The organism is Variovorax pasteuri, from assembly GCF_051216435.1.
GTDB lineage: Bacteria > Pseudomonadota > Gammaproteobacteria > Burkholderiales > Burkholderiaceae_C > Variovorax.
In genome coordinates, this window is the sequence record NZ_JBPJZS010000005.1 from 150,778 (window position 1) to 176,893 (window position 26,116).

Below are 26,116 nucleotides of genomic sequence, written 5' to 3' on the forward strand. Positions count from 1 at the left end.
TGTTTCTTCAATACACTGGCGCAGACCCTTGTTTGAAGAATAATCCTCTCGAAATTCGCCATGAACGTTGGTTCTGTTTCTCTTGACGAGCATTGCCTCAAGATTCTTTCTGCACTGCAGCACGACGGGCGGCAGACGGTGCAGCAGATCTCCGAGGCCGTGGGGCTGTCGCCCACGCCCTGCTGGAAGCGCATCAAGGAGATGGAGGCGGCCGGCGTGATCCGCGGCTACACCGCCCTGGTCGACCCCGAACTGGTCGGCCTGCATGTGTCGGCCGTGGCCGAGGTGAACCTCGACCGGCACAGCGAGGCGCTGGTGCAGCGCTTCGAGGAAGTGGTGGCCGCGAGCCCGCAGATCATCCGCTGCGTGTCGGCCACCGGGCCGGCGGACTACATCCTCCACGTGACCGTGCCAGACATGAAGCACTACGAGCGCTTCTTGCACGAGGTGCTGTTCAGCCTGCCTGGCGTGACGCATGTGCGTTCGAGCATCGTGCTGCGGGAGATCAAGTCAGAGACGGCGCTGCCGCTGGCGCACCTGCTGGGCACGGCGCCCCGGGCAGGGGGCACGCGGCGCAGCTGAGCTCGATGCAGCACGTCCCTCCAGCGGGCAAGCCAACATCCGTGAGGTCGCAGGGCATGGAGATCGGCCGGTAGTTCCTCCAGCCACACGAAGCTTCTGCTCCGGCACCGCCATCGTCTTTTGACGCCTGCGCAGCCCGCAGCTTGCGAACGGCCGTGCGCCGGCGTAGGAGACCCGCTCACAGCGACACGCGTGCATGGACCACCACGGCAGTACAGGGTTCGCCTCACCGTTGGCACCAGGGACGTTCAGAGAAAATTCAGGGAAAAAAATGGCTGTCATCACATTCCTCGTCGAGGACAACAAGACGATTCGCGACCAGCTCATCCCCACGCTCGAGGACCTGACCAGAGCCCGTGTGCTGGGAACCGCCGAGACCGAGGCGCAGGCCATTCACTGGCTGAAGTCGCACGACGGCGACTGGGACGTCGCGGTCGTCGATCTCTTTTTGAAAGAAGGGTCCGGGCTGGGGGTCTTGCGCGGCTGCGAGCAGCGCGCGCCGCACCAGCTCGTGGTGATCCTGTCGAACTATGCGACACGCGAGATGCGGGCGCAGTGCCTGGCGCTGGGTGCAGACGCGGTGTTCGACAAGTCGACCGAGCTGGACAACTTCCTTCACTTCGTGCAGCGCATTCCGGGTCAGGCGGACCGCAGCTGACACGGTCGCCGCCAAAGCAGGCAACCAGTGCGAGGGCGTTTGGCGCACACTCGCTCACTGCCTGGCTGTAGTCCGTCGAGACGAGAAGTTCAGTTAGCTCCCGGGAGGGAGCCTCGATGCCAACTGAAGCCGACCTCCACGAACTGCTCTACATCAGTGTGATCGCGTCCGCGGCCCCACTGGGCGTGGTTGGCAAGATTGCCCGCCACGCCCGGCAAGCCAATGCCCAGGTGCACATCACGGGCCTGCTCGTGTTCGACGGCGAGAGGTTCTGCCAGTACCTCGAAGGCCCGGCGGACGACGTCCGCAGGCTCTACGAACGCATCGAGATCGACCCCAGGCACCGCGAGGTACGTCTGCTGCATCGGGGCAAGAGCAACAAACGGCAATTTCGCCGGTTCAGCATGGGCTTTCTGAGTGTCGACGGCACGGAAACGCTGCAACACATCGAGAGCCGGGAAAGCGCCGCTGCGCGAGCGGCATTTGTCGCGCTGGTGCCGTCGATGGACATGGAGCCGTAGCGGCGATCGCTACCGGCGCCTGCAGGGGGCGCCTTGACATTTGCCCGCGCAGTCCCGATCTTCGTGGCTGCAGGCGCATGCCGTTGCGTGCCTGTTTGCCCCCGTGACCCTGAACCCGTTCCACCCCGCCGTCGCCCAGTGGTTCCTTGGAACCTTTCCCCGCCCCACGTCCGCACAGGTCGCGGCGTGGCCGGCGATTCGCGCCGGACGCGACACGCTGGTCGCGGCACCCACCGGCTCCGGCAAGACGCTCACCGCTTTCCTGGCCGCGCTGGACGACCTGGTGCGCCGGGGGCTGGCACCCGGCGGGCTGCCGGATGAAACCGCCGTCGTCTACGTCTCGCCGCTGAAGGCGCTGTCCAACGACATCCGCCTGAACCTCGACGCGCCGCTCGCGGGCATTCGCGCCGCGCTGGCGGCGCTCGGCCTGCCCGACGTCGACATCCGCACCGCCGTGCGCACCGGCGACACGCCGCAGCGCGAACGCCAGCAGAGCCTGCGCCGGCCACCGCACATCCTGGTGACCACGCCGGAGTCGCTCTATGTGCTGCTGGGTTCGGCGTCGGGCCGCAAGATGCTCGGGGCGGTGCGCAGCGTGATCGTCGACGAGATCCACGCCATTGCCGCAAGCAAGCGCGGCAGCCACCTCGCGCTGTCGCTGGAACGGTTGCAGGCGCTGTGCGTGGCGCACACAGGCGCGCGGCCGGTGCGCATCGGCCTGTCGGCCACGCAGAAGCCGATCGACGAGGTGGCGCGCTTCCTGGTCGGCGCCGGTGCGCTGCACGCCGACGGCACGGCCGACTGCGCCGTCGTCGACATCGGCTATGCCAAGCAGCGGGACCTGGCGCTCGAGCTGCCGCCGACCCCGCTGGAAGCCGTGATGTCGGGCGACCAGTGGACGCAGGTGTACGCCCGCGTGGCCGAGCTGGTGTGGCTGCACATGACCACGCTGGTGTTCGTCAACACGCGCCGCATGGCCGAGCGCGCGGCGCGGCACCTGGGCGACATCCTCGGCAAGGAGGCCGTGGCCGCGCACCACGGCAGCCTGTCGAAAGAAACGCGCCTGGACGCCGAGCAGCGCCTCAAGCGCGGCGAGCTGAAGGTGCTGGTGGCGACCGCCTCGCTGGAGCTGGGCCTGGACATCGGCGACGTCGACCTGGTGTGCCAGCTCGGCTCGCCGCGCGCCATCGCCACCTTCCTGCAACGTGCGGGGCGCTCGGGCCACGCGGTGGGCGGCGTGCCGAAGGCGCGGCTGTTCCCGCAGTCACGCGACGAGCTGGTCGAATGCGCCGCGCTGCTCGACTGCATCCGCCGCGGCGAGCTCGACGCGCTGCGCGTGCTGCCGGCGCCGCTGGATGTGCTGGCGCAGCAGATCGTGGCCGAGACCGCCTGCCGCGAATGGCACGAGGACGATCTCTTCGCGCTGGTGCGCCGCGCGTGGCCCTATGCAACCCTCACGCACGAACGCTTCATGGACGTGGTGCGCATGGTGTCCGAAGGCTTCACCACGCGGCAGGGGCAGCGCGCCGGCTACGTGCACCGCGACGCGGTGAACCACCTGCTGCGCGAGCGCAAGGGCGCGCGCATGACCGCGCTCACCTCGGGCGGCACCATTCCGGAGACCGGCGACTACACGGTCGTGCTGGAGCCGCAGGCCGACAAGATCGGCACGGTCAACGAGGACTTCGCGGTCGAGAGCCTGGCGGGCGACGTGTTCCAGCTCGGCAACACCAGCTACCGCATCCTGAAGATCGAGCCGGGCCGCGTGCGGGTGGAAGACGCGCACGGCGCGGCACCCAACATTCCGTTCTGGCTCGGCGAGGCGCCGGGGCGCAGCGACGAGTTGTCGTTCGGCGTGTCGCGGCTGCGCGAAGAAGTGGCGCAGGCGCTGGAAGAAGGTGGCCGCGACGGCGCGATGGCGCTGCTGACGCAGACCCTCGGCCTGGACGACGAAGCCGCACGCCAGATCGTGGCGCACCTCGCGCACGCGCTCGCCGTGCTCGGCGCGCTGCCGACACAGCGCACGCTCGTCATGGAGCGCTTCTTCGACGCATCGGGCGGCATGCAGCTGGTGATTCACTCGCCCTTCGGCAGCCGGCTCAACCGCGCGTGGGGGCTGGCGCTGCGCAAGCGCTTTTGCCGCACCTTCAATTTCGAGCTGCAGGCCGCGGCGACCGAAGACGCGATCGTGCTGTCGCTGTCCACCAGCCACAGCTTCGCGCTCGACGAGGTGGCGCGCTACCTGCACTCGGCCTCGGCGCTGCACGTGCTGGTGCAGGCGCTGCTCGACGCGCCGCTGTTCGGCGTGCGCTGGCGCTGGAACGCGACCACGGCGCTCGCGCTGCCGCGCTTCAGCGGCGGGCGCAAGGTGGCGCCGCAGCTGCAGCGCATGCGCTCCGAAGACCTGCTCGCGGCCGTGTTCCCCGACCAGGTGGCGTGCGCGGAGAACATCGTCGGCGAGCGCGAGGTGCCCGAGCATCCGCTGGTGGCGCAGACACTCGACGACTGCCTGCACGACGCGATGGACGCCGAGGGCTGGCTCGCGCTGCTGCGCCGCATGGAGTCGGGCGAGGTGCGCGTGCTGGCGCGCGACCTGCCCGCGCCCTCGCCGCTTGCCATGGAAGCGCTGAACGCGCGCCCCTATGCCTTCCTGGACGACGCGCCGCTGGAAGAGCGCCGCACGCAGGCCGTGCAGAACCGCCGCTACACCGACCCCGAAAGCGCCGACGACGTGGGCCAGCTCGACGCGGACGCCATCGCCAGCGTGCGCGAGGAGGCCTGGCCGCAACCGCGCAACGCCGACGAGATGCACGAGGCGCTGGGCATGCTCGGCGCGTTGAGCGACGACGAGGTGGCGCACGAAGTGGCGCGAGGTGCCGGCTGGAAGCAATGGCTCGCCGCGCTCGCGAAGGCCGGCCGCGCGACGCGTCTGCTGCGCGAAGGCACGGGACGCGGTGCGCGCGGCCTGTGGGTGACGGCCGAGCGCCTGCGCCTGCTGCAGGCCGTGGCGCCCGATGCACCCATGCAACCCGCCATCGAAGCGCCTGCCGACGCCGAGCAGCCGGCCGACCGCGACACCGCGCTGCGCGAGTTGCTGCGTTCGCGCCTTGGCGGCCTCGGCCCGGTCACCGTGGCGCAGCTGGCCGCGCCGCTGCGCCTGCCGAGCGCCGACGTCGAAGGCGCGCTGCTTGCGCTGCAGGCCGAAGGCAGCGTGCTGCAGGGCCGTTTCACGCCGGGCACGCCAACCGTCGAATGGTGCGAACGCCATCTGCTGGCGCGCATCCACCGCTACACGCTCAAGCGGCTGCGCCGCGAGATCGAGCCGGTGGAGCCGCGCGACTTCGTGCGTTTTCTCTTCGAATGGCAGCGCATCGGTGCGGCCTCCCGCGTGAGCGGGCCTGAAGCGCTGTCGGGCGTCCTGTCGCAGCTCGAAGGCTACGAGGCGCCCGCGCCGCTGTGGGAGGCCGAGCTGCTGCCCGCGCGCGTGAGCGACTACGCCGGCGCCTGGCTCGACGACTTGTGCACGGCCGGACGCGTGCTGTGGACGCGGCTGCGCCCGAACGCAGCGGAGGGCCAGAGCGTCCGCAAAGGCGCGGGCAGCCTGTCGTTGCGTGCCACGCCGATCGTGCTGTTGCCGCGCCGCAGCGCGGCGCTGTGGACCGGCCTGGCGCCGGCCCCCGTCGACGACGAAACGCTTGGCTCGCGCGCCACGCGCGTGGCCGCGCACCTGGCGCAGCACGGCGCCTGCTTCTTCGACGAGATCGCGTCGGGCACGCGGCTGTTGCCGGTGGAAATCGAGGAGGCGCTGACCGAACTGGTCGCCAAGGGTCGCGCGCGCTGCGACAGCTATGCCGGCCTGCGCGCCTTGCTGGTGCCGGCGTCGAAGCGCGCGTCGGCCGACACGCGGCGGCGCCGCCGCACGCCGCTGTTCGGCATCGAGGACGCAGGGCGCTGGACCTTGGTGCGGCCGCCCGCCGCGGCCGAAACGATGACGGCAAGCTCCGCGGAGGCGATGGAGCAGGTCGTGCACGTGCTGCTGCGCCGCTACGGTGTGATCTGCTGGCGCCTGCTCGAGCGCGAGGCCGCATGGCTGCCGCCCTGGCGCGACCTGGTGCGCGTGTGCCGGCGGCTGGAGGCACGCGGCGAGATTCGCGGTGGCCGTTTCATCGCCGGGGTATCGGGCGAGCAGTTCGCGCTGCCCGAGGCGGTCGCTTCGATGCGGCAGGTGCGCAGGCAGCCCGGCGACGGCGTGCTGATTGCGCTCGCGGCCAGCGACCCCGCCAACCTGCTGGGCAGCATCGTCCATGGGCCCAGGGTGCCGCGCGTCGCAGGTTCGCGCGTGCTGTACCGCGACGGTGTGCCGATCGCGACCAGCGTGGCCGGGGAGATCGCCTTGCTGGTGGCGCTGGACGCGGCGCAGGCGCAGGCCGCACGCCGCGCGCTGTCGCTCGAACCGCCGCTGCGCCTTGTCGACCTCGCCGTGCAGCAGCAGGCCTGAGCGCCAGGCCACGGGTTCGAGGAACACACCGCACAAAACGAGAACCTCTGACTACGTATTCGGGGTGTGTGGTCCCCCGAATTGGGTATTGCGGAATATCTACGTTTATTTACATTCGTCCTCACCGTTTCGGGGCCGGCCGGCGCGGCGAAAACAACGACGCCGGGCACTGGGGATCGCATGCCACTCTTTTGCTTGATGAGGCTCCAGCACGCCCGTTTTCCGCTTCGCCTGGAGAAGCCGGAAGACGTCCGGCGCATTTCCGTCCTCGCGGCCACGGGCCTGGTCGAGGCTGAATTCAACGTGCCGCCGGCACTCAAGGGGGCCTATGTGGTGCCCCGGATCGCCGTGGTGAAGCGCATCACCGACGACGGCCTGCAGGAGCTCGAACGCTTCGTCGGCGAGCGCGTCGGTACCCGGGGTGCCAGGCATTCGGGCGCTCGGCGTTGAGCGCTGCGGATCGCGTTCGCGCGTCCCGCGCCGGTGATCCTGTGTAATGATGAAATTCGTGGCTTATTTCCTTGTCTTTCTGATGTTCTTCGCGTCGCTGTGCAACGCGCAGACGGCGCCCGTTCAGCGCCTGCGCATCGTCGGCGGCTTGGGCGGTGTCACGCAGTACACGGGGCACGAGGAACAGTTCTGGACCCGCGACCTCGCCGCGCTGTCAGGCGGCCGCTACACCGCGAGCATCGTGCCCTTCGACCGCGCGGGCGTGCCGGGCCAGGAAATGCTCAACCTGATGCAGCTGGGCGTCGTGCCCTTCGGCACCGCATTGATGAGCCAGATGTCAACGCAGTTTCCGGAATTGGGTGCCCCCGACATGGCCGGCCTGAACCCCGACATTCCCACGCTGCGCCGGGTGGTGAGCGCGTTCCGCCCCTACCTGACCGAGACCTTGCGCGACCGCTACAACGTGGAACTGCTGGCGGTCTACATCTATCCGGCGCAGGAGGTGTTCTGCAGCAAGCCGATGCGGCAGCTGGCCGACCTCGCGGGAAGGCGCACGCGCGTCTCGAGCGCCACGCAGGCCGACTTCGTCACGGCGCTCGGCGGCACGCCGGTGTACACCGAGTTCGCCCAGATCATCGCGAACATGAAGTCGGGCAACACCGACTGCGCCATCACCGGCACCATGTCGGGATACACGCTGGGACTGCACGAAGTGACCAGCACCCTCTACACCACCCCCCTGAGCTGGGGCGTGGCGGTCTTCGCGGCCAACCGCGAAAGCCTCGCCGCGCTGCCGCCCGACCTGCAGGCCCTGCTGCGCAAGGAACTGCCGCGCCTGGAGGCTGCGGTGTGGGCCCAGTCGGAACGCGAAACCGGCGAGGGCATCGCCTGCAACACGGGCGCGGCGGGCTGCAGCAAGCCCGTCAAGGGCCGCATGGGGGCCGTGGCGCCGTCGCCGCAGGACGAAGCCCGTCGCCAGGAAATCTTCGCGACCCGCGTGCTGCCGGGCTGGGTGCAGCGCTGCGGACCGGTGTGCGCCAAGGTCTGGAACGAGACGCTGGGACCGGTGGTCGGCCTGCGCGCCTCCATCGCGCAGTGAGCTTCCCCCCGCAGTGAGCTCCCACCCCGCAGTGAAGCCGCACTTTCCCCGCCGCGTCACCGCCATCGTCTACGGCGTGGCGATCCTCTTCCTCGCCATGGTGGCGACCGTGGCCACCGTCATCGTCTGGGAGGCGCACCAGAAGACGCTGAGCGACCACGAGAGCCAGGCGGTGCGCTTTGTCGCCGGCTCGGAAGCAGCCCTCAATCGCGCGCTGCTGAGCGTCGACATGCTGCTGGCCGGCGCGAACGAATTGCTGCGCGACTCGACCGCCGGCAGTGCCGGCGTCAACGCGGGCCGCTTCGAAGCGCACCGGCTGCTCGACAACGTGGTGAGGCAGAACCTGCTGGTGCGCCATGTTGCGTTCGTCGATGCCGGCGGCACGGTGATCGCCTCGTCCGACCGGCGCGGCGCCCAGCTGCCGCTGGCCCTGCCCGCCGGCTTCGTGCGCAGCGTGCTGGCGAACCCGGTGTCCACGCTGGCGATCAGCGCGCCGGCCTCCAGCCTCGTCACCTCGCAGAACGTGCTGTTCTTCGCACGCGCCGTGACGCTGGCCGACGGCGCGCGGATGGTGGGCGTGGCCGAGGTGCAGCTGTCGCTGCTGGCCACGATCATGACGCAGGGCGCGGGCATCCGCGGCCTGGAGGTCACGCTGGAACGCGACGCCGGCCCGCTGCTGGCGAGCCTGCCGCCGCGCGACGACCTCACGGGCAAGCAGATCGAGCCCGCCCTTCACGAGCAGACCAGCGACGGCAAGCCTTCGCGCATGGCGGCGCGCCTGAGCGGGCTGCCGGCCATCGTGGTGGCGCGTCCGACGCTGCATCGCAACATGCTGATCGTCGCGAGCATTCCTTTGACGGCGGCCCTGCGGGACTGGCGCCGCGAGCGCGACCTGATCGCCTGGACCACCGCCGGCATCGGGCTGATGATTTTGGCGGTGGCGCGCTTCACGCACGTCCAGCTGCGCCGCCAATGGCGCGCAAGCAACGAGCTGGGCCGCTCCAAGTCCACGCTGGACCAGGCGCTGGAGTCGATGATCGACGGCTTCATCCTGCTGGACGCCGAGAACCGCGTGCTCAGCTGGAACCGCAGCTTCATCGCGATGTTTCCCTGGACCGCGCCGATGATCGCGCCGCAGCTGCCCTTTCGCCGCATCATGGACGAGACCGCCAAACACGTGGTGCACGACCGCGGCGCGGCCGACTGGACGGCCCTGAACCTGCCGCAGATGAACCAGGTGCACTCCGAGCAGGAGGCACTGCTGCAGAGCGGCCAGGTGATCCGCGCCACGCGCAGCCGCACGCCCGACGGAGGCACCGTCTGCGTGTACCAGGACATCACCGAGAAGCGCCGCCACACGGCCGCCATCATCGAGAGCAAGGCGCAGTTGCAGGCCACGCTCGACGCGCTGCCCGACCTGCTGCTGGAAGTGGGCCTGGACGGCCGCTGCCACGGCTACCACGCGCCGCGCGGTCCGCTGCCGGTCACCGACGTCGAAGACCCGGTCGGGCGCAGGCTGCCGGAGCTGCTGCCTGCCGAGGCGGTGGCGGAGGTCATGAGTGCCCTGCGCGAGGCCGATGCCACGGGCTATTCCGCAGGCCGCCAGTTCGAGCGGCGCGGTGCGCGCGACAGCGCCTGGTTCGAGATTTCGGTCTCGCGCAAATCGGTGGGCGACGAGGTCGACACCCGCTTCATCGTGATCCTGCGCAACATCACCGAGAGCAAGCTCGCGGCGCACGAGATCGAGCACCTCGCCTTCTACGACACGCTGACCGGCCTGCCCAACCGGCGGCTGCTGCTCGACCGCCTGAAGCAGGCCATCGGCGCGGCCGGATCGCCCGCGCAGCGCTCGCGCCTGTGCGCACTGCTGTTCCTCGACCTCGACAATTTCAAGACCCTGAACGACGCGCTCGGGCACGACATCGGCGACGTGATGCTCAAGCAGGTGGCGCAGCGGCTCAAGGACTGCCTGCGCGAGGGAGACATGGTGGCGCGCCTGGGCGGCGACGAGTTCGTCGTGATGCTGGAAGACCTGAGCGCGCAGGCCGTGATCGCCACCTCGCAGACCGAGACGATGGGCGCGGCCATCCTGGCGCGGCTGAACCAGCCCTACCAGCTCGGCTCGCAGCAGCATCACAGCACCTGCAGCATCGGTGCGGTGCTGTTCGAAGCGAAGCACGCGTCGATGGAAGAGGTGCTCAAGCAGGCCGACATCGCGATGTACTACGCCAAGACCGGCGGCGGCAACGCGCTGCGCTTCTTCGAGGCAGGCATGCAGACCAGCATCACCGCGCGCGCCGCGCTGGAAAACGAGCTGCACACGGCCATCGCGTCGCGGCAGTTCGTGCTGCACTACCAGAGTCAGGTCACGAGCGACAACCATGTGACCGGCGCGGAGGTGCTGGTGCGCTGGCAGCATCCGTTGCGCGGCCTGCTGATGCCGCGGGAATTCATCGACGTGGCGGAAGACACCGGACTCATCATTCCGCTGGGCCTCTGGGTGCTGGAGACGGCCTGCAGGCAGCTGACGGCCTGGCGCGCCGAACCCGGCCGGGCCCACCTGCAGCTGTCGGTGAACGTGAGCGCGCGGCAGTTCCGCGAAGACGACTTCGTTGACCAGGTCCGCGCGGTGCTGCAACGCACCGGCGCCGACCCGGCCAGGCTCAAGCTGGAACTCACCGAAAGCCTGCTGCACGACAAGGTGATCGACACCATCGAGAAGATGGACACGCTGGCCGCGCTGGGCCTGCAGTTCTCGATGGACGACTTCGGCACCGGCTACTCGTCGCTGTCGTACATGACCCAGTTGCCGCTCAGCCAGGTCAAGGTCGACAAGTTCTTCGTGCACAGCATCGGGTTGAATCCGAAGGTCGAGCTGATCATCCAGACCATCATCGGCATGGCGCGCAACCTGGAGCTGGAGATCGTGGCCGAGGGCGTGGAAACGCAGGCGCAGCGCGACTTCCTGGAGCGCCACGGCTGCCTGCTGTGCCAGGGCTACCTGTTCGGCATGCCCCAGGCGCTGGAGGCCTACGAGCACGCGCTCGACGGCGGTACGGCTACCGCCTGATCTGCGGCGCGGGCACGCCCTCGATCATCACGTTCAGGCAGGCCGGCATCCCGCTGGCGAGCGCACGATCGGCCGCCGCCGGCAGCGAGGCCGCATGCGTCACGCACTCGCCGTGCGCGCCGAAGGCCTGCGCGACCATGTCGTAGCGCGTGGGTCGCAGCTCGCAGCCGATCAGGCGCTGCGGGCCGTAGTCGCGCAGCTGGATCTGGTACTCCGCATTCCAGCGCGCGTCGTTGCCGACCACCGCGAGGAAGGCGAGGCCGTAGCGAACCGCGGTGTCGAACTCGGCGATGTGGAAACCGACGGTGCCGTCGCCCATCACCGCGACGACCGGCGCCCCGGGGCGGGCGCAGCGCGCGGCCAGTGCGTAGGGCAGTCCGGCGCCGATCGCGCCGGCGACGCCGTTGATGACGCGGTGCGGCGCCCGCAGGCATGCCGTGGCCCACTGGCCGATTTCGCCGCCGTCGCACACGAGCACCGACTCGGGATGGCTGTCGAGCAGGGCCTGCAGGGGCCGCAGCATCTGCACCGGATGCAGGCGTTCCGGCGATTGCGCGCAGGCGCTGTCCCACGCCGCGGGCCGGTAGGACACCGCGTCGCGCACTTCGCCCCGCCATGTGGAAGCGGCCGCACCGCGCGCCGCCTGCGTCAGTGCGCGCAGCGCCGACGCCGCATCGGCTTGCGCGGTGATCTGCAACCGGTCGCCCACGGCACGGCGGCTGCGCGCGATCTCGTCCGGGTCGGCATCGACCTGGTGCACCTGCGTCGCAGCGGGAAAGGCCGCGCCGAACCTGAGGGTGAAGTCGAGCCGCTTGCCCACGAGCAGCAGGCAGTCCACGCGCGGCAACAGTTCGGCGAATGCGCCGAGGCTCGCATCGGCGATGCCGCGCGGGCTCTCCATGCCGATCACCGGGATGCCCGTCGCATGTTCCAGAGCCTCGGTCAGCACGCGACCGGCACGCGTCATGCAGGACGGCCCCACGAGGATCATCGGGTGCGTGGCCTGCGCAAGGCGCTGGATCAACTGCGCCGCGAGGGCCGGATCGAGCGGCATCGGGTCGGGCGAGAACGCGCCCACCTCCAACAGGCCGGCAGCGGCCGCACCCTCGAGCACGTCGGTCGGCAGGCTCAGGTGCACCGGTCCCGGCCGGCCGGACCTGGCAAGGCGGATGGCCCTGGCGACATCGGCGGCCACGTCTTCAGGACGGGCGCATGTCCAGGCGGCCTTGCAGACCGGTGCGGCCATCTCTGCCTGGCGCATTTCCTGGAACGCGCCTTGCCCGAGCTGATCGTTGGGCGCGTGGCCGGACAGCAGCACCACGGGCGCCTCGGCCATCTGCGCGGTGTACAGCGCTGCCACCGCATTCGCATGGCCCGGCCCGCCGGTGACGAGGGCGACGCCCACCTCCCCCGTGATGCGCGACCACGCATCGGCCATGTGCACCGCACTGGCCTCGTGGCGCGTGTGGACGAGCTCGATGCCGGAGCCGAAGGCGGCGTCGAACACCGACATGATGTGGTTGCCCGACAGCGTGAAGACGCGCTTCACGCCCGCTGTTCGCAAGGACTGGATCAGCGCGTCTGCGCCTCGAGGGCCGGAGTTTCTTGGCATGGCTTGTGGGGGGGGTGGAATGTCCGGCGATTTTGCCGCCGGAGCCGCGCAGGCCCCCGCCCCCCGGGCCGGTGCACCGCTCGGGCACAAGGCCGACTCCGGCTTGCGTGAGCGGATGACCGAGGCGGCCAGTCAGCGGCGACGCCGGCCGCACCGATGCCTCATGCGCGTCGCCGCGCCCGCTTGCGGTGCAGTCGTGCCGCCCAGGCGCTGGCCACGCTGACGGCCGCCAGGCCAATCACCTGCCGCGTGAGCGTGGCCGTGGCCTTGCGCGTGCGTTGCGCCACCAGCTGTTGCGCGGCTTCGATGCGCGCGATGCCCTGCGCATCGGGAGGCTGCACGGCGCCGTCGGTCCCCGCATCGGCCTGCCGTGCCGCGTCGTGCGTGGCGGCCTGGGCCTTGGCCGCGGCGACGGAGCCGTGCGCGGTGGCATACACCTTGGTGAACTCGGCACCGAGCAGGAAGATCTGCGCCGCGTAGTACACCCAGGCCAGCAGCACCACCAGCGAGCCGGCCGCAGCGAAGGATTCGTTCACGCCGCTCTTGCCGAGGTACAGGCCGATCAGCACCTTGCCGACCTCGAAGAGAACGGCCGTGACGGCCGCGCCGATCCAGACGTCGCGCCATGCGATGGGCGCGCTCGGCATGAACTTGAAGATCATCGCGAACAGCAAGGTGAGGATGCCCAGCGACACCAGCACGTTCAGCGATTGCAGCAGCAGCTCCCACCCGGGAAACAGGCCCGTGCTCCAGGCCCCGAGCGCCGCCAGGCCCGCGCTGACGATGAGCGAGACCATCAGCAGGAACGCCAGACCCAGGATCAGGCCGAACGACAGCACCCGCGCGCGCAGGATGCCCCACAGGCCCTTGGGCTTGGCCCGCTCGGGCACGTGCCAGATGCGGTCGAGCGCGCTTTGCAGTTCGGCAAAGACGGTGGTTGCGCCCACGATCAGCACGACGATGCTGATACCGCCCGCGATGAGCCCGCGCGAGGGTTCGCTCGCGCTCTTGATCAGGCCCTGGACCGCCAGGGCGCCCTCCTGCCCGATCAGGCCCGACAGCTGCCCGGCGATCTGCCCGCGCACGGCTTCCGCGCCGAACAACGCGCCCGCCACCGCGATGACGATCACGAGCAAGGGCGCCAGAGAGAACATGGTGTAGTAAGAGATCGCGGCGCCCATGCTGGGGGCGAAGTCGTCGATCCAGGCCATGGCCGCATCCCGGCACAGGCGGTAGAGCTGCATGAACTTGGGCTTGAGGACGGCGGTGGTCAAGGTGTGCTCCGTAAGCGTCGGCCGGACTCGGCAACACGTTGCACAAAGACTCGCCGCTTCCACGGCAACGCGAAGTAGGAAATTCGCGCATCCGTGGGGCAGGCTCAGCCCGCGTCGCCCGCGCGCGCGAGCGCTCGGCGCGCGCCGTCCTTGCCGGCGGTGACGATGCGTGCGCTCTCGACGAAGCCCTGGATCAACCGCAGCCGCGCCGACGCGCGCAGCCACAGGATGCCGAAGCGCCGCGACTCCGACGGCATCGGCAACCGGATCTTCACGACCTTCTGGCCGTCCAGCAGCGGCGACGCGATGTCGGGCACCAGCGAGACGCCCAGCCCGCGGTCGACCATCATCGCGATGGCCAGCAGCGAGCTGAGTTCGAAGCGCTCCTGCGGCACGATGCCCGCGGCGCGCAGGTAGCGGTCGGCCTGCTTGCCGCCGCCCAGGCTGCGGTCGTAGCGGATCAGCGGCGAGGTGCGCAGCAGCTCATGCGGATCGCGCCGCGCGAGGCGGCTGGGCGCGAGCAGCACCAGCGGCTCTTCGCGCAGCAGCGACCAGTCGAAGGTCTTGGCGAGCGCGAACGACGGATACAGGCACACGGCGGCGTCGAACTCGCCTTGCTGCACGCCCTTGTAGAGCGTGGCGGTGGTGCCCGACTGCAGGAACACCTTGGCGCCCGGATGGGTCTTGACGAAGCGCGCGAGGATGTCGGGCAGCAGGCTGTGAATGGCCGTGTTGATGGTGCCGATGACCAGTTCGCCGCCGGCCGCCCCGCTGCCCAGCAGCGCCTTGATGTCGCTCACCTCGCGCAGCAGCGCGCGGGCGCGGTGCACCAGCTGGTGGCCCGCCTCGGTGGGCTGCACCGTGCGGCCGGCGCGCGCGAGCAGCGGCGCGTTGAGCTCGCGCTCGAGCGCGCGGATCTGCTGGGCGACGGCACCGGGTGTCAGGTCGAGCCGGCGCGCGGCCTCGGACATCGAGCCCGACTCCACCACCAGGAGAAAGCTGTGCAGGTAGGCGGTTTCCATGAAGATAGATTTTCTGCGATCTGATCGCAGGAAGCACCGGTTTTTCTTGTGTCATGAACTGCGGACACTGCGGCCATGAGAAGCAAACTCTTCGTACCCGGCACCCGCCCCGAGCTGTTCGCCAAGGCACTCTCCAGTGCGGCGGACGCCATCTGCCTCGACCTGGAGGACGCGGTGTCCGAACCGCGCAAGGACGAGGCGCGCGAGACCGTGCGCCAGTTGCTGGCCCGCGGCGACGTCGCCTCGTCGCGAAAGACATTGATCGTTCGCGTCAACGCCATGGACACGCCGCACTTCGAGCGCGACGTGGCGGCGGCGGCGCAGCCCGGCGTGCACCTGATCAACCTGCCCAAGCCGCAAAGCCCGGCGCATGTGCGCACGGCCGTCGAAGCCATCGAGCGCGCGGAGCGGGCCAACGGCGTGCAGGCGCCCATGGGGCTGCTGCTGAACATCGAGACGCCCTCTGCGCTGCGCACGGCCTCGGTGCTGGCGCTGGCACATCCGCGCGTGGCGGGGCTGCAGCTGGGGCTGGGCGACCTGTTCGAGCCGCTGGGCATCGCGCGGCGCGAACCGTCCGCGATCCGCCAGGCGATGTTCGCGGTGCGCATCGCAGCCGGCGAAGCGGGGGTGTATGCCTATGACGGCGCGTTCGCGAACATCGGCGACGCCGAGGGATACCGTGCGGAGGCGATGCTGGCACGCGACCTCGGCTTTCTGGGCAAGACCTGCATCCACCCGAGCCAGGTCGCGATCTCGAATGACGTGTTCCGCCCCACCGACGAGGAGATCGCACACGCCTGCAAGGTGGTCGAGGCGGCGCGCGAGGCCGATGCCCGCGGTGTCGGTGCCTATGTGGTGGACGGGCAAATGATCGACATCCCGTTCGTGATCCGCGCACGCGCGATCGTCGAGCGTGCACGCACCCTGGGGTTGCTTGCGGGCTGAGCCTGCGGCCGCCACCCCGATGAATTCATAAAAACCGGAGACAAAAAATGAAGATTCGCTCGCCCTTTGGTCCGCTGGCAGCGGCCGTGCTCGCCGCCGGAGGCCTCCTGTCGGCCGGCGCCTTCGCGCAGGCAACGTACCCCACCAAGAGCATCACGATCGTGGTGCCCTACCCGGCCGGCGGCTCGAACGACACCTTCGCGCGCCAGGTCGCCAAGGAACTCGGCGACGAGCTCAAGCAGCCCGTGATCATCGACAACCGCCCCGGCGCGAGCGGCAACACCGGCACCGGGCAGGTGGCGCGGGCCGCGCCCGACGGCTACACGCTGGTGGCGGTGTCCTCCAGCATGACGACCAACGCGGCCGTGCAGTCGAAGCTGCCCTTCGACCCGGTGAAGGGCCTCGCGCCGGTGGCCATGTTCGCCAAGGGACCGTTCATCGTCGCGGTGAACAACGACTTCCCTGCCAAGACGCCGGCCGAGCTCATCGCCGCCATCAAGGCGAAGCCGGGCCAGTACAACTATGCGTCGTCGGGCTCGGGCAGCGTGAACCAGTTCGGCACCGAACTGCTCAAGGCCAAGGTGGGCGACCTGCAGATCGCGCACATCCCGTACAAGGGCATGGGCCCGGCGGTGACCGACCTGATCGGCAACCAGACGCAGCTGCTGATTTCGAGCGGGCCGTCGCTGCTGCCGATGGTGCGCGCGGGCAAGCTGCGCGCCGTGGGCATCACGAGCCTGAAGCCGAGCCCGGTCGCGCCCGAGCTCACGCCGATGTCCGTGGCGGTGCCCGGCTACGAATTCGAACTCTGGTGGGGCCTGCTGGCGCCGGCGGGCACGCCGCCCGAGGTGGTGAGCACGCTCAACCGCGCCGTCAACCAGATCCTGGCCAGGCCGGCCATCGCGGCCAACTTCCTGCGCGAAGGCGCGATCGCCACGCCGCTTTCACCGGCGCAGTTCGGCGCCGTGATCGCCGAGGACGTGGAACGCTGGAAGAAGCTGGCCAGGCAGCAGAACATCACCGCCGATTGAGGAAAGACCCATGAGCATCCCCGCGTCCGAGCACAGCGCAGACACCGCGCGCCTTCCCGAGCGCAAGGGCCCGAGCGGGCCGTTGAGCGGCCTGCGCGTGCTCGACCTGAGCGCCTACATCGCGGGCCCGTACGGCTGCTCGCTGCTGGCCGACCAGGGCGCGGAAGTCATCAAGATCGAGCCGCCCACCGGCGACAACCTGCGCAAGTACCCCTCGACGCTGGAGGCCGAGAGCCGCGCGTTCATCGGCGTGAACCGCAGCAAGCTCGGCGTGGTGCTCGACCTGAAGGATGCGAGCGACCTGGCCGCGCTGATGGCGCTGGTGCGCACGGCCGACGTGCTGGTGCACAACTTCCGCCCCAGCGTGCCGCCGCGGCTGGGCATTGCGTACGAGCAGCTGAAGACGCTGAACCCGCGCCTGATCTACTGCGCCGTGACCGGCTACGGAGAGACCGGCCCGCTGCGCGAGAAGGCAGGCTACGACCAGGTGCTGCAGAGCATGACCGGCATGTGCGCGCTGCAGGGAAAACGCGGCGGGCCGCCCGAGATCATCTACGGCTCGGTGGTCGACTACTACGCGGCCGCACTGGTGGCCGCGGGCGTGGCCTCGGCGCTGTACGAGCGCGAGAAGAGCGGCGAGGGCCAGTACGTGGGCGTGTCGCTGCTGCGCTCCGCGCTCGCCATGCAGTCGGCCCGCATGGTGTGGGCCGAGGGCGAGCCGAAGGACGTGGGGCGCGACATGCGCTCGGGCGGCATCACCGGCCTTCACCCGACCCGCGAGGGCCACCTCTACATCTCGGCCAACACGCCGCATTTCTGGCAGGCGCTGTGCGCGAAGGTCGGGCTGCCGGAGCTGGCCCGCGACGAGCGCTACGACTCGGTGCGCAAGCGTGCCCAGCACTTCGCGCAGATCGTTCCCGTGCTGCGCGAAGCGCTGGCGCAACGCACGGCGCTCGAATGGGAGGAACTGTTCGGCGAAGAGGTGCCCTGTGCGGCGGCCCGCACCGTGGAGGACATGTTCGACAACCCGCAAGTGCTGGCCGAGGACATGGTGGCGAACTTCGCGCACCCCACGCTGGGCACCTACCGCGGCTTCACCCGGCCGGTGCAGTTCGGGCGCACGCCGGGGCCCGAGCCCTTCGCCGCGCCCACGCTGGGGCAGCACACGCGCGGTGTGCTGGCGTCGCGAGGCAGCGCGGAACGCTCGGACGACTGAGCGATGCGCAACGACCTCGCCGTGCCGCACAGCAGCGGCACGCAGCGCCCCGTCTGTACCGCGCCCGACGGCGCGTGCGACGCGCACATGCATGTGTACGACCGCCGCTTCGCGCTGCACGGGCCGCCCGAGGCGATGCTCAACCACGCCACCGCCGACGACTACCGCCTGCTGCAGCGGCGCATCGGCACGCAGCGCACGGTGGTCGTGCAGCCCCGCGTGCACGGCACCGACAACGCCGCGACGCTGGAGGCGATCCAGGCGCTCGGCGCCGCGCGCACGCGCGGCGTGGCGGTGGTGCGGCCCGACGTGGGAGACGCCGAACTCGAAGAGCTGCATGCCGGCGGCATCCGCGGCATTCGCTTCACGCTGTACACGCCGGCGAATGCGGCGACGGATTTCGCCATGGTCGAGCCGCTGGCGCAGCGCGTGCACGCGCTCGGCTGGCATGTGCAGCTGCACTGGAGCGCCGACCAGATCGCGCAGCATGCGGCGCTGCTCGCGCGGCTGCCCTGCCCTGTGGTCTTCGACCATCTCGCGCGCATGCGGCTGCCCGATGCCGCGTCGCATCCCGCGTTCGAGGTGGTGCGCCGGCTGCGCGACAACGGCCGCACCTGGATCAAGCTGTCTGGCGCCTACCTCGACTCCCGGCTCGGCGCCGCGGGCGGCTATGCCGACACCACCGCCCTCGCGCAAGCCTGGGTGCGACAGGCGCCCGATCGCGTGGTGTGGGGCAGCGACTGGCCGCACCCCACCGAGCGGCATGCCAAGCCCGACGACGCGCAGCTGTTCGACCTGCTGGGCCGCTGGGTGCCCGACGAGGCCACGCGCCGCCGCGTGCTCGTGGACAACCCCGCGCGGCTCTACGACTTTTCCTGAACCCACCACCTCGAGACATCGGCATGAACCCACGCCTTCTGAAATCCGTCGCGGCCCTGGCCGCCTGCGTTCCCCTGCTCGGCTGGGCGGCGTGGCCGGACAAGCCGATCCGCATGGTCGTGCCCTATGCGGCGGGCGGTGGCGCGGACAACACCGCGCGCATCGTCGCGCAGCAGATGAGCACCGCGCTGGGCCAGCAGATCGTCATCGACAACCGGCCGGGCGCCGGCGGCGTCATCGGCGCCGACAACGTGGCCAAGGCGGCCGGCGACGGCTACACGGTGCTCTACGACGCGTCGGCGTTTTCGGTGAACCCGTCGCTGCGCAAGCTGCCGTTCGACGCGACCAAGGACTTCATTGCCGTGTCGCTGGTGGCCACCGCGCCGCAGATCCTGGTGGTGCCGACCACTGCGCCTTACAGGACGGTGGCGGAATTCATCGACTTTGCGCGCAGGAACGCCGGCAAGCTGAGCTTCGCCTCGGCGGGCGGCGGCACCGGCTCGCACCTGGCGGGCGAGGCGCTGAACGAGCAGGCAAAGATCAACCTGATGCACGTGCCGTACAAAGGCGGGGCGCCGGCGCTGACCGACGTGATGGGCGAGCAGGTGTCGGCCTATTTCGGCAACGTGGCGTCGACGCTGGGTTACGTCAAGGGCGGCAAGCTGCGCGCGCTGGGCGTGAGCTCCGCCCAACGCGTGCCGGGGCTGCCCGACACGCCGACGCTCGCGGAGTCGGGCCTTCCGGGCTACGACGTGGTCGAGTGGAACGGCGTGTTCCTGCCCAAGGGCACGCCGCCGGACATCGTGCAGAAGCTGGGCAAGGCGGTGCAGGCGGCGGTGAACGACCCGGCCGTCAGGCCGAAGCTGCTGCAGCTCGGGCTGGTGCCGGCCGGCACGACGCCCGAGGCATTCTCGAAATTCGTGCAGGATGAGAGCCGCCGCGTGAGCGCGCTGGTGAAGGCGCGCAACATCCGCGTCGACTGACCTACGGCGCGGGTCGCGCCTGCGCCTGGAGCAGCGCGCCCATCTTCTCGTGGATCAGGTTCACGGCCTTCAGCGGCCGCAGCATCACCTTGAACTCCGTGATCCTGCCGGCATCGTTCCAGTGGATCATGTCGACGCCGTTGACGGTGATGCCGTCGAGTTCGACCACGAACTCGAGCACGGCGTCGCGCTCTGCCTTGAGTTCCCGCACGTAGCGAAAGCTCTCGTTGAAGAACACCTGGAACGCCGCGGCCAGGTACTTCTGCGTGATGGCCTTGCCCACCTGCGGCTTGTGCACCACCGGTGAATGGAAGACCGCTTCGTCGTCGAGCAAGGCGTCGAGCCCTGCCGCGTGGTGGCTCTCGACAAGCCGGTGCCAGGTTGCAAGCGTGTCGATGGGCATGAGTAGGTGTCCTTGTGGGGTGAAGCGAGGGAACCGGCGCGCAGTCTATCGAAGCCCGCCGCTGCGGCTGTCGCCTGTGCGCGGGCTGAACCCGCAAGGGTGGACAGAAACACGCTCGAAAGAAATGTGCGGACTCCACATCGGCAAAATCCACTAACGGCGCGAGACGAAAAACACATCACGCGGAACTGCTCGACGCTGAGAACGGCCATCGCCCCTAGCCTTGAGCGCTGGACTTGCTGCGCATCCACAACGCAACCGCCTCCAATTCCTCGGCCGTGAACCTGCCGAGCAGCTCGTTCGCGGTCTGCTCGATCATCGGCGAAGCCACCAGATCGGCATACATCGCCAACCTGCGCGCTTCGAAATCGGGGGCAGCCAGGGTCAGCGGCGCTTCGGAAGTGAAGCGTCCACCGGCCCTGAGTCGCACGCGCACCTGTTCATGGATGGTTTGCGTGTTGGCCACGTAGATGCTGACCAGGCTTTCGCCGGCGGCCGAGTGAAAGCAGGTTTCCAGCGCGGTTCGGCTGATCCTGACGGGTGTGCGCCTGCTGCCTTCCTTGTGAAAGAAATGCAGCCACTCTTCGGCGTTTTCCGGGTTTTTCCATTCTTCTTCCATGCGTTCGGCGTGCTGGTACAGCAACAAGTGAGTCCGACTGCATCGTTGAATCGACAGTGCAAGGCCAGGAGGAGGCCATTGACGCCCCGGTCTGTAGGCCGATCGCAAAACCGCGGAAAAAGTCACACGCCCAAGCGTGTGGCGTGGTCAGATGCCGGCCACACCGCGCTGAAGCGCGAAGTCGAGCAGCACGCGATCGGAGGGCTCCTCCGGCCAAGTGGTCTGGGCGACCCACTTGTAGAACGTGCTGGCCGCGACCCGGCTGGCGGGGCCGTCGCGCCGCCAGGCGCGGGCGATCGGCAGGGCCAGCTGTTCCAGCCGCTGCGCTTCGAACTGGCCGCGCAGCTCGGCTTGCGAGGGCGGCTGCATTTCCGCAAACATCGCGCGGGCTTGCGCCATGCGGTCGTTTTCCCAGAGCTCGCGGATGCGCTGCATGCGATCGGACGGCGAAAGCGGAATCACCGGATGTGCAACGGAGTTAGTGCCAGCTGACGCCGCTTGCGGCGCGGTGTCGGCAATCGGCAGCGACTTGATGGCCGCATAGCCCTTCTTGAGCGCGTCCTTGAAATACGCTGCGGGCGATTTCAGCTCGGGCATGGTCGGGCTGAGCAGGCGCTGATCGACGTGGTCGAGCGTGGCGCGCAACTGGTTCTCGTCGGTGGTGGCGTAGAGATCCTGTGCCTCTTCCTGCTTGATGCCCAGCGCGATGAGCCGGCCCACGAGCGCCAGGTCGAAGACGTTGCGCTCGGCGTTGGGAATGTCGCCCAAGCGTTGCTGCACCTTGGGGATCACGCGGAACTGGATCTCCTCGATCTTGCGGCCGCGCTTGTGCTCGATGAGCTCGATGCTGAAGTCTTCGCAGAGCGCGTCGATTTCGGCCAGCGCCTTGGAGATCACGTCGCGCTTGAGGAAGCGGTAGTCGACCTCCTTGATGTCGCTGCGCCCGGTCAGCACGGCCGCCCACCAGACCACGTCCTCGCGCATCGAGAGGCGCCCGGGCGACGTGAGGTAGCGCGCGCCGATCTCGTACAGCACGGCGGCGGAGTAGCTGCGCATCTGGCCGCTGATCTCCAGCAGCACCCGGGTGTACTGGTGGGGGCGCACCAGGCGCTCCTTGATCTCTTCCGGATAGCGCCAGGTGACCATGCAGGGGCGTCCCCTGCCCTGCTCCTCGATGGTGACCGTGCCGAGCAGCTGGGACGACACCCAGCGCTTCAGCGCGGGGCCGCTGGTCGACCACTCGATGGTGGTCGCCTGCATGTCGCGCAGGTGCGCCTTGAGCAATTCGGTGTTGTTGGAGTTGAACCGGGCGTCGCCGATGAGTTCGCTCAGCGCCAGCTTGTAGACGGGTTCGTCGACGCCCTGGCGCTGGGAGTGGTACAGCAGGGCGTTGTAGATGCGGCGCGACAGCAGCGTGAGGCGCCCGCGCTTGGGACGGATGGCGATGGCTTCATTGGCCTTGGCAACGCTCTGTTCTTCCGCTGTCGGAGGTTGGCGCGGGGCGCTGGGGGGAGCTTCTTCCTCGGCCATGTCTGATGTATCGCAATTGCTTGGGTTCACATCATGCCTTCGTATTGTGAATGGGTCAATTCACAAAGAATCGAGACGTCTTGTTCTATTTGAAAAGTAACACTTGGAACTTTGAAGAGTTTGGCAAGTGACTTTCTCGTTGAGTGACAAGGACTTGGCGCTGTTTTTGTGAGTGATTCTGGGATTTGATGTGAGATCGGATGGGATTTGATGTGAGAACGGTTGGGGTTCTATGGCCGTTGTTGTGTGTATCTATGGGGTTTGATGTGAGTGGATATGGGGTTCCCGCCACCCCGAGGGGCTCTTTTCCCAGGTTCCGCACCTTTCCCGGTCCCGAACGGGCCCTGGCGGCGCTCGCAAGGCCCCCAGAGCGGGCGTGACACGGCAAAATCCACCCGCCCGGACTGGCGCCAAGACGGGGTTCCCTATCCGTTCTCACATTAGGCAAGCGTGCGGACACTGGGGAATCGGTATAACTTGTTCATTCGATGGATTCTCGTAGAATTGGCGGATTCTGTCGAATAGGGTCTACCCAATGTCCGTCCCCGTGCCTCCCGTCGGTGGAAACCAGGTTTCCACCGACCCCCAGACGCCTCCGAGGCAAGTCATCAACATGGAGCGCATCGCAGGCCTTGCCACGCGTGCTGGCTCCATGGTTGAGCAGATCCGCGGCATGCTGCTCGCCCCCGAGGCCCGCAAGATTCCGCCTGTCTATTCCACCGCGCAGCTCGCTGCGCTTTGCGGCGTCGACAAGGCGCATGTCGCCTACCGCATCACGAAGGACGATCTTCCGCCCGGCCGCCTGACGCCGTCCGGCGGCAAGCGGACCTTCGAGCTCGAGGAGCTCCGCCGCTGGACGCGCACCTACCGCGCCGACAAGATGCGTCCGACCGGGCGCAAGGCGATCACCATTGCAGTCGGTAACTTCAAGGGCGGCGTTGCAAAGACGACCACCGCGATGGTGCTGGCGCAGGGCTTGAGCCTGCGCGGCCACCGGGTGCTGGCGATCGACACCGATCCACAGGGCTCTCTCACCACCCTGCACGGCTTGTTGCCTGAGGCCGAGGTCACGGAAGACATGACGATCGGCCCGTTGTGCGACGGGACCGAGAGCGACATCCGCTATGCGATTCGCTCCACGTACTGGGACGGCCTCGACCTGGTGGCTGCGGCCCCTTTCCTGTTCTCGGCCGAATTCGCGTTGCCCGCGCGCCAGATGCAGGAGCCGGGCGCAAAGTTCTGGGATGTGCTCAACGTCGGTCTGGAAAGCGTGCGTGATCTGTATGACGTGATCGTCATCGACACGCCGCCGTCCCTTTCTTATGTGACGATCAATGCGCTCTGGGCCGCGAACGGTATCGTGGTGCCTGTGCCGCCGTCTGGGCTGGACTTCGCTTCGTCGGCGCAGTTCTGGTCGCTGCTGGCCGATCTGGGTTCCAACCTGGACGGGCAGAGCAAGGATCGCGAGGGCAAGGCCTTCGAGTTCCTGCATGTGCTGCTGAGCCGCGTCGACGCGGCCGATCCGGCCATGCCGGCGGTGCGGCAATGGATCCAGGCGACATACGGCGAGTACACCCTGCCGGTGGAGATTCCCAAGACCAGCGTGACGAGCAACAAGGCGGCCGAGTTCGCGACCGTCTATGACGTGCAACGGTACGAAGGCGCAGCGAAGACCTACAAGCGTGCCGTGGATGCGTACGACGCGTTTGTGGAACTGGTCGAGCAGTCCGTCGTCGGCGCATGGTCCGCGCAAGGGAGAGCGCGCTGATGGGGGAGAACCACGGTCAAGACCGGATGCACTTGAGCGCCACGAAAACCAGGGTGAAGGGCACCGGCGTGGAAACCTGGTTTCCACGCGGCGCTCGACAACAGCACGGCGCGACTCAGGAGGCTGTACCTTTGATGAGCCGACTGTGCGCGTCTGCCAACATGGTGACGCCCTCCGTAAGGCTCAATACTCGGCGCAAATTTTCCGCCGAACTCTCGGCTGTTCGGCAGCCTGAGCGTAGAAGACAACGTGGCGCTCGTACGGAGGCACGGCACGCCCGGGCCGTTGCTGAACGCGCGGCGCTATCGCTCGGGCGCGTCGCGCACCTGGGCGCGGCAGCTGCTGCTGCTGCCATCGCTATGGAAACCAGGTTTCCACACGCATCGGTTCATATGTACCAGTTCATCGAATCGACGCGCAGCGCGTGCCCGCACACTGACGGGAAGCCGGAAGCGGAGTCTTCCTTTCTCACCAACGGGCGCCATCGCGTTGCGCCCCCACAGCGACGGACACAGCAGCCGTTGCCGCCGATCGGGGCGTCGCGATCCCCGCTTGTGGAAACCCGGTTTCCACGCTTCAGGAGTCCGCACCATGTCTAGTACCCGAAAGCGCCTCGAAGCGCTGACTGCCAACCTGTCGCTTCCCCAGGCGCCTGCACAGCCCGTGGATCTGCCCAAGGCTGCACCCGCTGAAGAGCAGGCACCGCCCCATGCGGCAACGGGTGTGGAAACCAGGTTTCCACCGGCCGTCGGAGGCAGCCATGCACCGCGCACCGGCCCCGGCCAGATGCTCGCGTTTCGTGGGCAGATCCAGCAGGTCGAAGGAGAGATGGCAACGCTGCGCGAAAAGCTGCGCCAGTACGAAGGCTCCCTGCCGACGCGCAAGATGGACCCCGCCACCATCCGCCCGAGCCGCTGGGCCAACCGCCACGAGGCTTCGTTCAATACCAGCGAGTTTGCAGGGCTCAAGGCCGACATCGAACACGCGGGCGGCAACGTCCAGCCGATCCTCGTTCGGCCGCTGAAGGACGAGCCAGGGCAGTTCGAACTGGTCTTCGGCCATCGCCGTCACCGAGCATCGCTGGAACTCGGCATGCCCGTGCTGGCCTCGATCTGGGTGGACGACCTCGGCGACGCGGCGCTCTTTGCAGCCATGGACCGGGAGAACCGCGAGCGTGCGGATCTTTCGCCGTACGAGCAAGGCGTGATGTACCAGCGCGCCCTGGAAGAGCAACTGTTCCCGACGCAGAGACAGCTCGCAGAAGGACTGGGCGTCAGCCACACCTGGGTCCGCAAGGCACTGATGGTGGCGCAGCTTCCCTCGGCGGTCGTGGAGTGTTTCAGGTCTCCGCTGGAAATCACCTTTCGTCATGCCGAACAGGTCAACGCCGCCATGGCGCTGGACCGGCGCGGGTTGCTCAAGCGCGTGGAGAAGCTGCGAGGCCAGACCTTGTCTCCGGCGCTCGTGCTGGCACGCCTCCTGGACGCTCCGCCCGGTTTCGAGCGCACCGAGCGCATCGACGTTCAGGCCGACGGTCAGAAGTTCGGCACGCTCGTGCGATCGAAGGCAGGGGAGGTCACCATCACCCTGAGCTCAGGCGCTGCAATCGGGGCGCCTGTGGAAGTGCTGGAATCCGCGATCTCCGACGCGCTTCGCAGGGCGCGCAGCTTCAGTTGAAGAGGATCGAGGGCAGGCAATCTGCCCTTGATGTGAGATCCATTGGGATTTCAACCCGGTTGCGCAGATGGCCGCGCAACGTCCAGCACGTCAAAGGCGCAAGTTTTCCTCAAGAAGTAAGTGCAGACTACAGTGCAATTTGCATTCGGCGACAACAGGTTGCGGCAAGTATCTAGATCTGGTGGCAGATGTACCGTTGAGTTTGCGGGCTAGGGGTACTGAGAATGCACTTCCCACGCCAAACTTGAGCGTTCCTGCCTATCCTTGCTACAGTGGTCG

The 26,116-nt window shown here is 68.5% G+C and carries 20 protein-coding genes; 14 read left to right on the top strand and 6 right to left on the bottom strand.

The features are described 5' to 3' along the window. Positions 1–60 precede the first annotated feature (60 nt). The 7 genes from ACSFBM_RS19725 to ACSFBM_RS19755 all read left to right on the top strand — a co-directional run bounded on the left by ACSFBM_RS19725 (position 61) and on the right by ACSFBM_RS19755 (position 10,878). Positions 61–582 (top strand): Lrp/AsnC family transcriptional regulator, encoded by a 522-nt coding sequence (locus ACSFBM_RS19725; RefSeq protein WP_435485879.1) that lies wholly within the window; start codon positions 61–63, stop codon positions 580–582. A gap of 271 nt (positions 583–853) precedes the next feature. Further along, positions 854–1,240 carry a response regulator gene (locus ACSFBM_RS19730; protein WP_435485880.1) on the top strand — a complete coding sequence of 129 codons (387 nt, stop codon included), beginning with the start codon at positions 854–856 and terminating at the stop codon, positions 1,238–1,240. A gap of 116 nt (positions 1,241–1,356) precedes the next feature. Beyond that, entirely contained in the window at positions 1,357–1,761 is a 405-nt protein-coding gene (locus ACSFBM_RS19735) for a BLUF domain-containing protein (RefSeq protein ID WP_435485881.1), read from the top strand. 103 nt (positions 1,762–1,864) lie between these two features. Continuing rightward, positions 1,865–6,259, top strand: coding sequence for a DEAD/DEAH box helicase (locus ACSFBM_RS19740; RefSeq protein WP_435485882.1), 4,395 nt, complete (start codon positions 1,865–1,867; stop codon positions 6,257–6,259). A gap of 198 nt (positions 6,260–6,457) precedes the next feature. Then, positions 6,458–6,709 (top strand): hypothetical protein, encoded by a 252-nt coding sequence (locus tag ACSFBM_RS19745; RefSeq protein ID WP_435485883.1) that lies wholly within the window; start codon positions 6,458–6,460, stop codon positions 6,707–6,709. A 58-nt stretch (positions 6,710–6,767) separates the two neighbouring features. Further along, complete coding sequence (locus ACSFBM_RS19750; protein ID WP_435485884.1) at positions 6,768–7,808, top strand: TRAP transporter substrate-binding protein; 1,041 nt, start codon at positions 6,768–6,770, stop codon at positions 7,806–7,808. A 13-nt stretch (positions 7,809–7,821) separates the two neighbouring features. Next, on the top strand, positions 7,822–10,878 hold the full coding sequence (locus tag ACSFBM_RS19755) for an EAL domain-containing protein (protein ID WP_435485885.1): 3,057 nt from the start codon (positions 7,822–7,824) through the stop codon (positions 10,876–10,878). On the opposite strand, the gene ACSFBM_RS19760 is transcribed toward ACSFBM_RS19755, so the two are convergent. The 3 genes from ACSFBM_RS19760 to ACSFBM_RS19770 all read right to left on the bottom strand — a co-directional run bounded on the left by ACSFBM_RS19760 (position 10,868) and on the right by ACSFBM_RS19770 (position 14,786). After that, positions 10,868–12,490, bottom strand: coding sequence for a thiamine pyrophosphate-binding protein (locus ACSFBM_RS19760; protein ID WP_435485886.1), 1,623 nt, complete (start codon positions 12,488–12,490; stop codon positions 10,868–10,870). The two genes, ACSFBM_RS19755 and ACSFBM_RS19760, sit on opposite strands and share 11 nt — an antisense overlap. Before the next feature lie 161 nt (positions 12,491–12,651). Beyond that, positions 12,652–13,764, bottom strand: a complete 1,113-nt coding sequence (locus tag ACSFBM_RS19765) for a YihY/virulence factor BrkB family protein (RefSeq protein WP_435485887.1) — start codon at positions 13,762–13,764, stop codon at positions 12,652–12,654. 104 nt (positions 13,765–13,868) lie between these two features. Continuing rightward, positions 13,869–14,786 carry a LysR family transcriptional regulator gene (locus ACSFBM_RS19770; protein WP_435485888.1) on the bottom strand — a complete coding sequence of 306 codons (918 nt, stop codon included), beginning with the start codon at positions 14,784–14,786 and terminating at the stop codon, positions 13,869–13,871. Positions 14,787–14,861: 75 nt separating this feature from the next. Between ACSFBM_RS19770 and ACSFBM_RS19775 the strand changes: the two genes are divergently transcribed. The 5 genes from ACSFBM_RS19775 to ACSFBM_RS19795 are packed head-to-tail and all read left to right on the top strand — an operon-like array spanning position 14,862 to position 19,840. After that, positions 14,862–15,731 carry an HpcH/HpaI aldolase/citrate lyase family protein gene (locus ACSFBM_RS19775; RefSeq protein ID WP_435485889.1) on the top strand — a complete coding sequence of 290 codons (870 nt, stop codon included), beginning with the start codon at positions 14,862–14,864 and terminating at the stop codon, positions 15,729–15,731. A 47-nt stretch (positions 15,732–15,778) separates the two neighbouring features. Further along, positions 15,779–16,762, top strand: coding sequence for a tripartite tricarboxylate transporter substrate binding protein (locus ACSFBM_RS19780; protein WP_435485890.1), 984 nt, complete (start codon positions 15,779–15,781; stop codon positions 16,760–16,762). Between the two features lie 10 nt (positions 16,763–16,772). Continuing rightward, on the top strand, positions 16,773–17,978 hold the full coding sequence (locus ACSFBM_RS19785) for a CaiB/BaiF CoA transferase family protein (protein ID WP_435485891.1): 1,206 nt from the start codon (positions 16,773–16,775) through the stop codon (positions 17,976–17,978). A gap of 3 nt (positions 17,979–17,981) precedes the next feature. Beyond that, complete coding sequence (locus ACSFBM_RS19790; RefSeq protein ID WP_435485892.1) at positions 17,982–18,857, top strand: amidohydrolase family protein; 876 nt, start codon at positions 17,982–17,984, stop codon at positions 18,855–18,857. A 23-nt stretch (positions 18,858–18,880) separates the two neighbouring features. Then, positions 18,881–19,840, top strand: coding sequence for a Bug family tripartite tricarboxylate transporter substrate binding protein (locus tag ACSFBM_RS19795; RefSeq protein ID WP_435485893.1), 960 nt, complete (start codon positions 18,881–18,883; stop codon positions 19,838–19,840). 1 nt (position 19,841) lies between these two features. Here the strand turns inward: ACSFBM_RS19795 and ACSFBM_RS19800 are convergent, their stop codons facing one another. From ACSFBM_RS19800 to ACSFBM_RS19810, 3 genes are all read right to left on the bottom strand, one after another. Continuing rightward, positions 19,842–20,243: a nuclear transport factor 2 family protein gene (locus ACSFBM_RS19800; RefSeq protein WP_435485894.1), complete on the bottom strand. Its 402-nt coding sequence runs from the start codon at positions 20,241–20,243 to the stop codon at positions 19,842–19,844. A gap of 217 nt (positions 20,244–20,460) precedes the next feature. Beyond that, a complete protein-coding gene (locus ACSFBM_RS19805; RefSeq protein WP_435485895.1) occupies positions 20,461–20,889 on the bottom strand; it encodes a hypothetical protein in 429 nt (142 codons plus the stop codon). 120 nt (positions 20,890–21,009) lie between these two features. After that, positions 21,010–22,392, bottom strand: coding sequence for a RepB family plasmid replication initiator protein (locus tag ACSFBM_RS19810; RefSeq protein WP_435485896.1), 1,383 nt, complete (start codon positions 22,390–22,392; stop codon positions 21,010–21,012). 613 nt (positions 22,393–23,005) lie between these two features. Between ACSFBM_RS19810 and ACSFBM_RS19815 the strand changes: the two genes are divergently transcribed. Together ACSFBM_RS19815 and ACSFBM_RS19820 are read left to right on the top strand one after the other, a co-directional pair. Further along, positions 23,006–24,160 carry an AAA family ATPase gene (locus ACSFBM_RS19815; protein WP_435485897.1) on the top strand — a complete coding sequence of 385 codons (1,155 nt, stop codon included), beginning with the start codon at positions 23,006–23,008 and terminating at the stop codon, positions 24,158–24,160. 591 nt (positions 24,161–24,751) lie between these two features. After that, a complete protein-coding gene (locus ACSFBM_RS19820; protein WP_435485898.1) occupies positions 24,752–25,837 on the top strand; it encodes a ParB/RepB/Spo0J family partition protein in 1,086 nt (361 codons plus the stop codon). The last annotated feature ends 279 nt before the right edge of the window (positions 25,838–26,116 follow it).

What these genes read in the sequence shown, in the direction of transcription:
- ACSFBM_RS19760 (WP_435485886.1), bottom strand. Translation starts at nt 12,490, where the DNA reads ATGCCAAGAAACTCCGGCCCTCGAGGCGCAGACGCGCTGATCCAGTCC.
- ACSFBM_RS19780 (WP_435485890.1), top strand. Translation starts at nt 15,779, where the DNA reads ATGAAGATTCGCTCGCCCTTTGGTCCGCTGGCAGCGGCCGTGCTCGCC.
- ACSFBM_RS19775 (WP_435485889.1), top strand. Translation starts at nt 14,862, where the DNA reads ATGAGAAGCAAACTCTTCGTACCCGGCACCCGCCCCGAGCTGTTCGCC.
- ACSFBM_RS19815 (WP_435485897.1), top strand. Translation starts at nt 23,006, where the DNA reads ATGGAGCGCATCGCAGGCCTTGCCACGCGTGCTGGCTCCATGGTTGAG.
- ACSFBM_RS19800 (WP_435485894.1), bottom strand. Translation starts at nt 20,243, where the DNA reads ATGCCCATCGACACGCTTGCAACCTGGCACCGGCTTGTCGAGAGCCAC.
- ACSFBM_RS19810 (WP_435485896.1), bottom strand. Translation starts at nt 22,392, where the DNA reads ATGGCCGAGGAAGAAGCTCCCCCCAGCGCCCCGCGCCAACCTCCGACA.
- ACSFBM_RS19795 (WP_435485893.1), top strand. Translation starts at nt 18,881, where the DNA reads ATGAACCCACGCCTTCTGAAATCCGTCGCGGCCCTGGCCGCCTGCGTT.
- ACSFBM_RS19790 (WP_435485892.1), top strand. Translation starts at nt 17,982, where the DNA reads ATGCGCAACGACCTCGCCGTGCCGCACAGCAGCGGCACGCAGCGCCCC.
- ACSFBM_RS19820 (WP_435485898.1), top strand. Translation starts at nt 24,752, where the DNA reads ATGTCTAGTACCCGAAAGCGCCTCGAAGCGCTGACTGCCAACCTGTCG.
- ACSFBM_RS19745 (WP_435485883.1), top strand. Translation starts at nt 6,458, where the DNA reads ATGAGGCTCCAGCACGCCCGTTTTCCGCTTCGCCTGGAGAAGCCGGAA.
- ACSFBM_RS19785 (WP_435485891.1), top strand. Translation starts at nt 16,773, where the DNA reads ATGAGCATCCCCGCGTCCGAGCACAGCGCAGACACCGCGCGCCTTCCC.
- ACSFBM_RS19730 (WP_435485880.1), top strand. Translation starts at nt 854, where the DNA reads ATGGCTGTCATCACATTCCTCGTCGAGGACAACAAGACGATTCGCGAC.
- ACSFBM_RS19735 (WP_435485881.1), top strand. Translation starts at nt 1,357, where the DNA reads ATGCCAACTGAAGCCGACCTCCACGAACTGCTCTACATCAGTGTGATC.
- ACSFBM_RS19725 (WP_435485879.1), top strand. Translation starts at nt 61, where the DNA reads ATGAACGTTGGTTCTGTTTCTCTTGACGAGCATTGCCTCAAGATTCTT.
- ACSFBM_RS19770 (WP_435485888.1), bottom strand. Translation starts at nt 14,786, where the DNA reads ATGGAAACCGCCTACCTGCACAGCTTTCTCCTGGTGGTGGAGTCGGGC.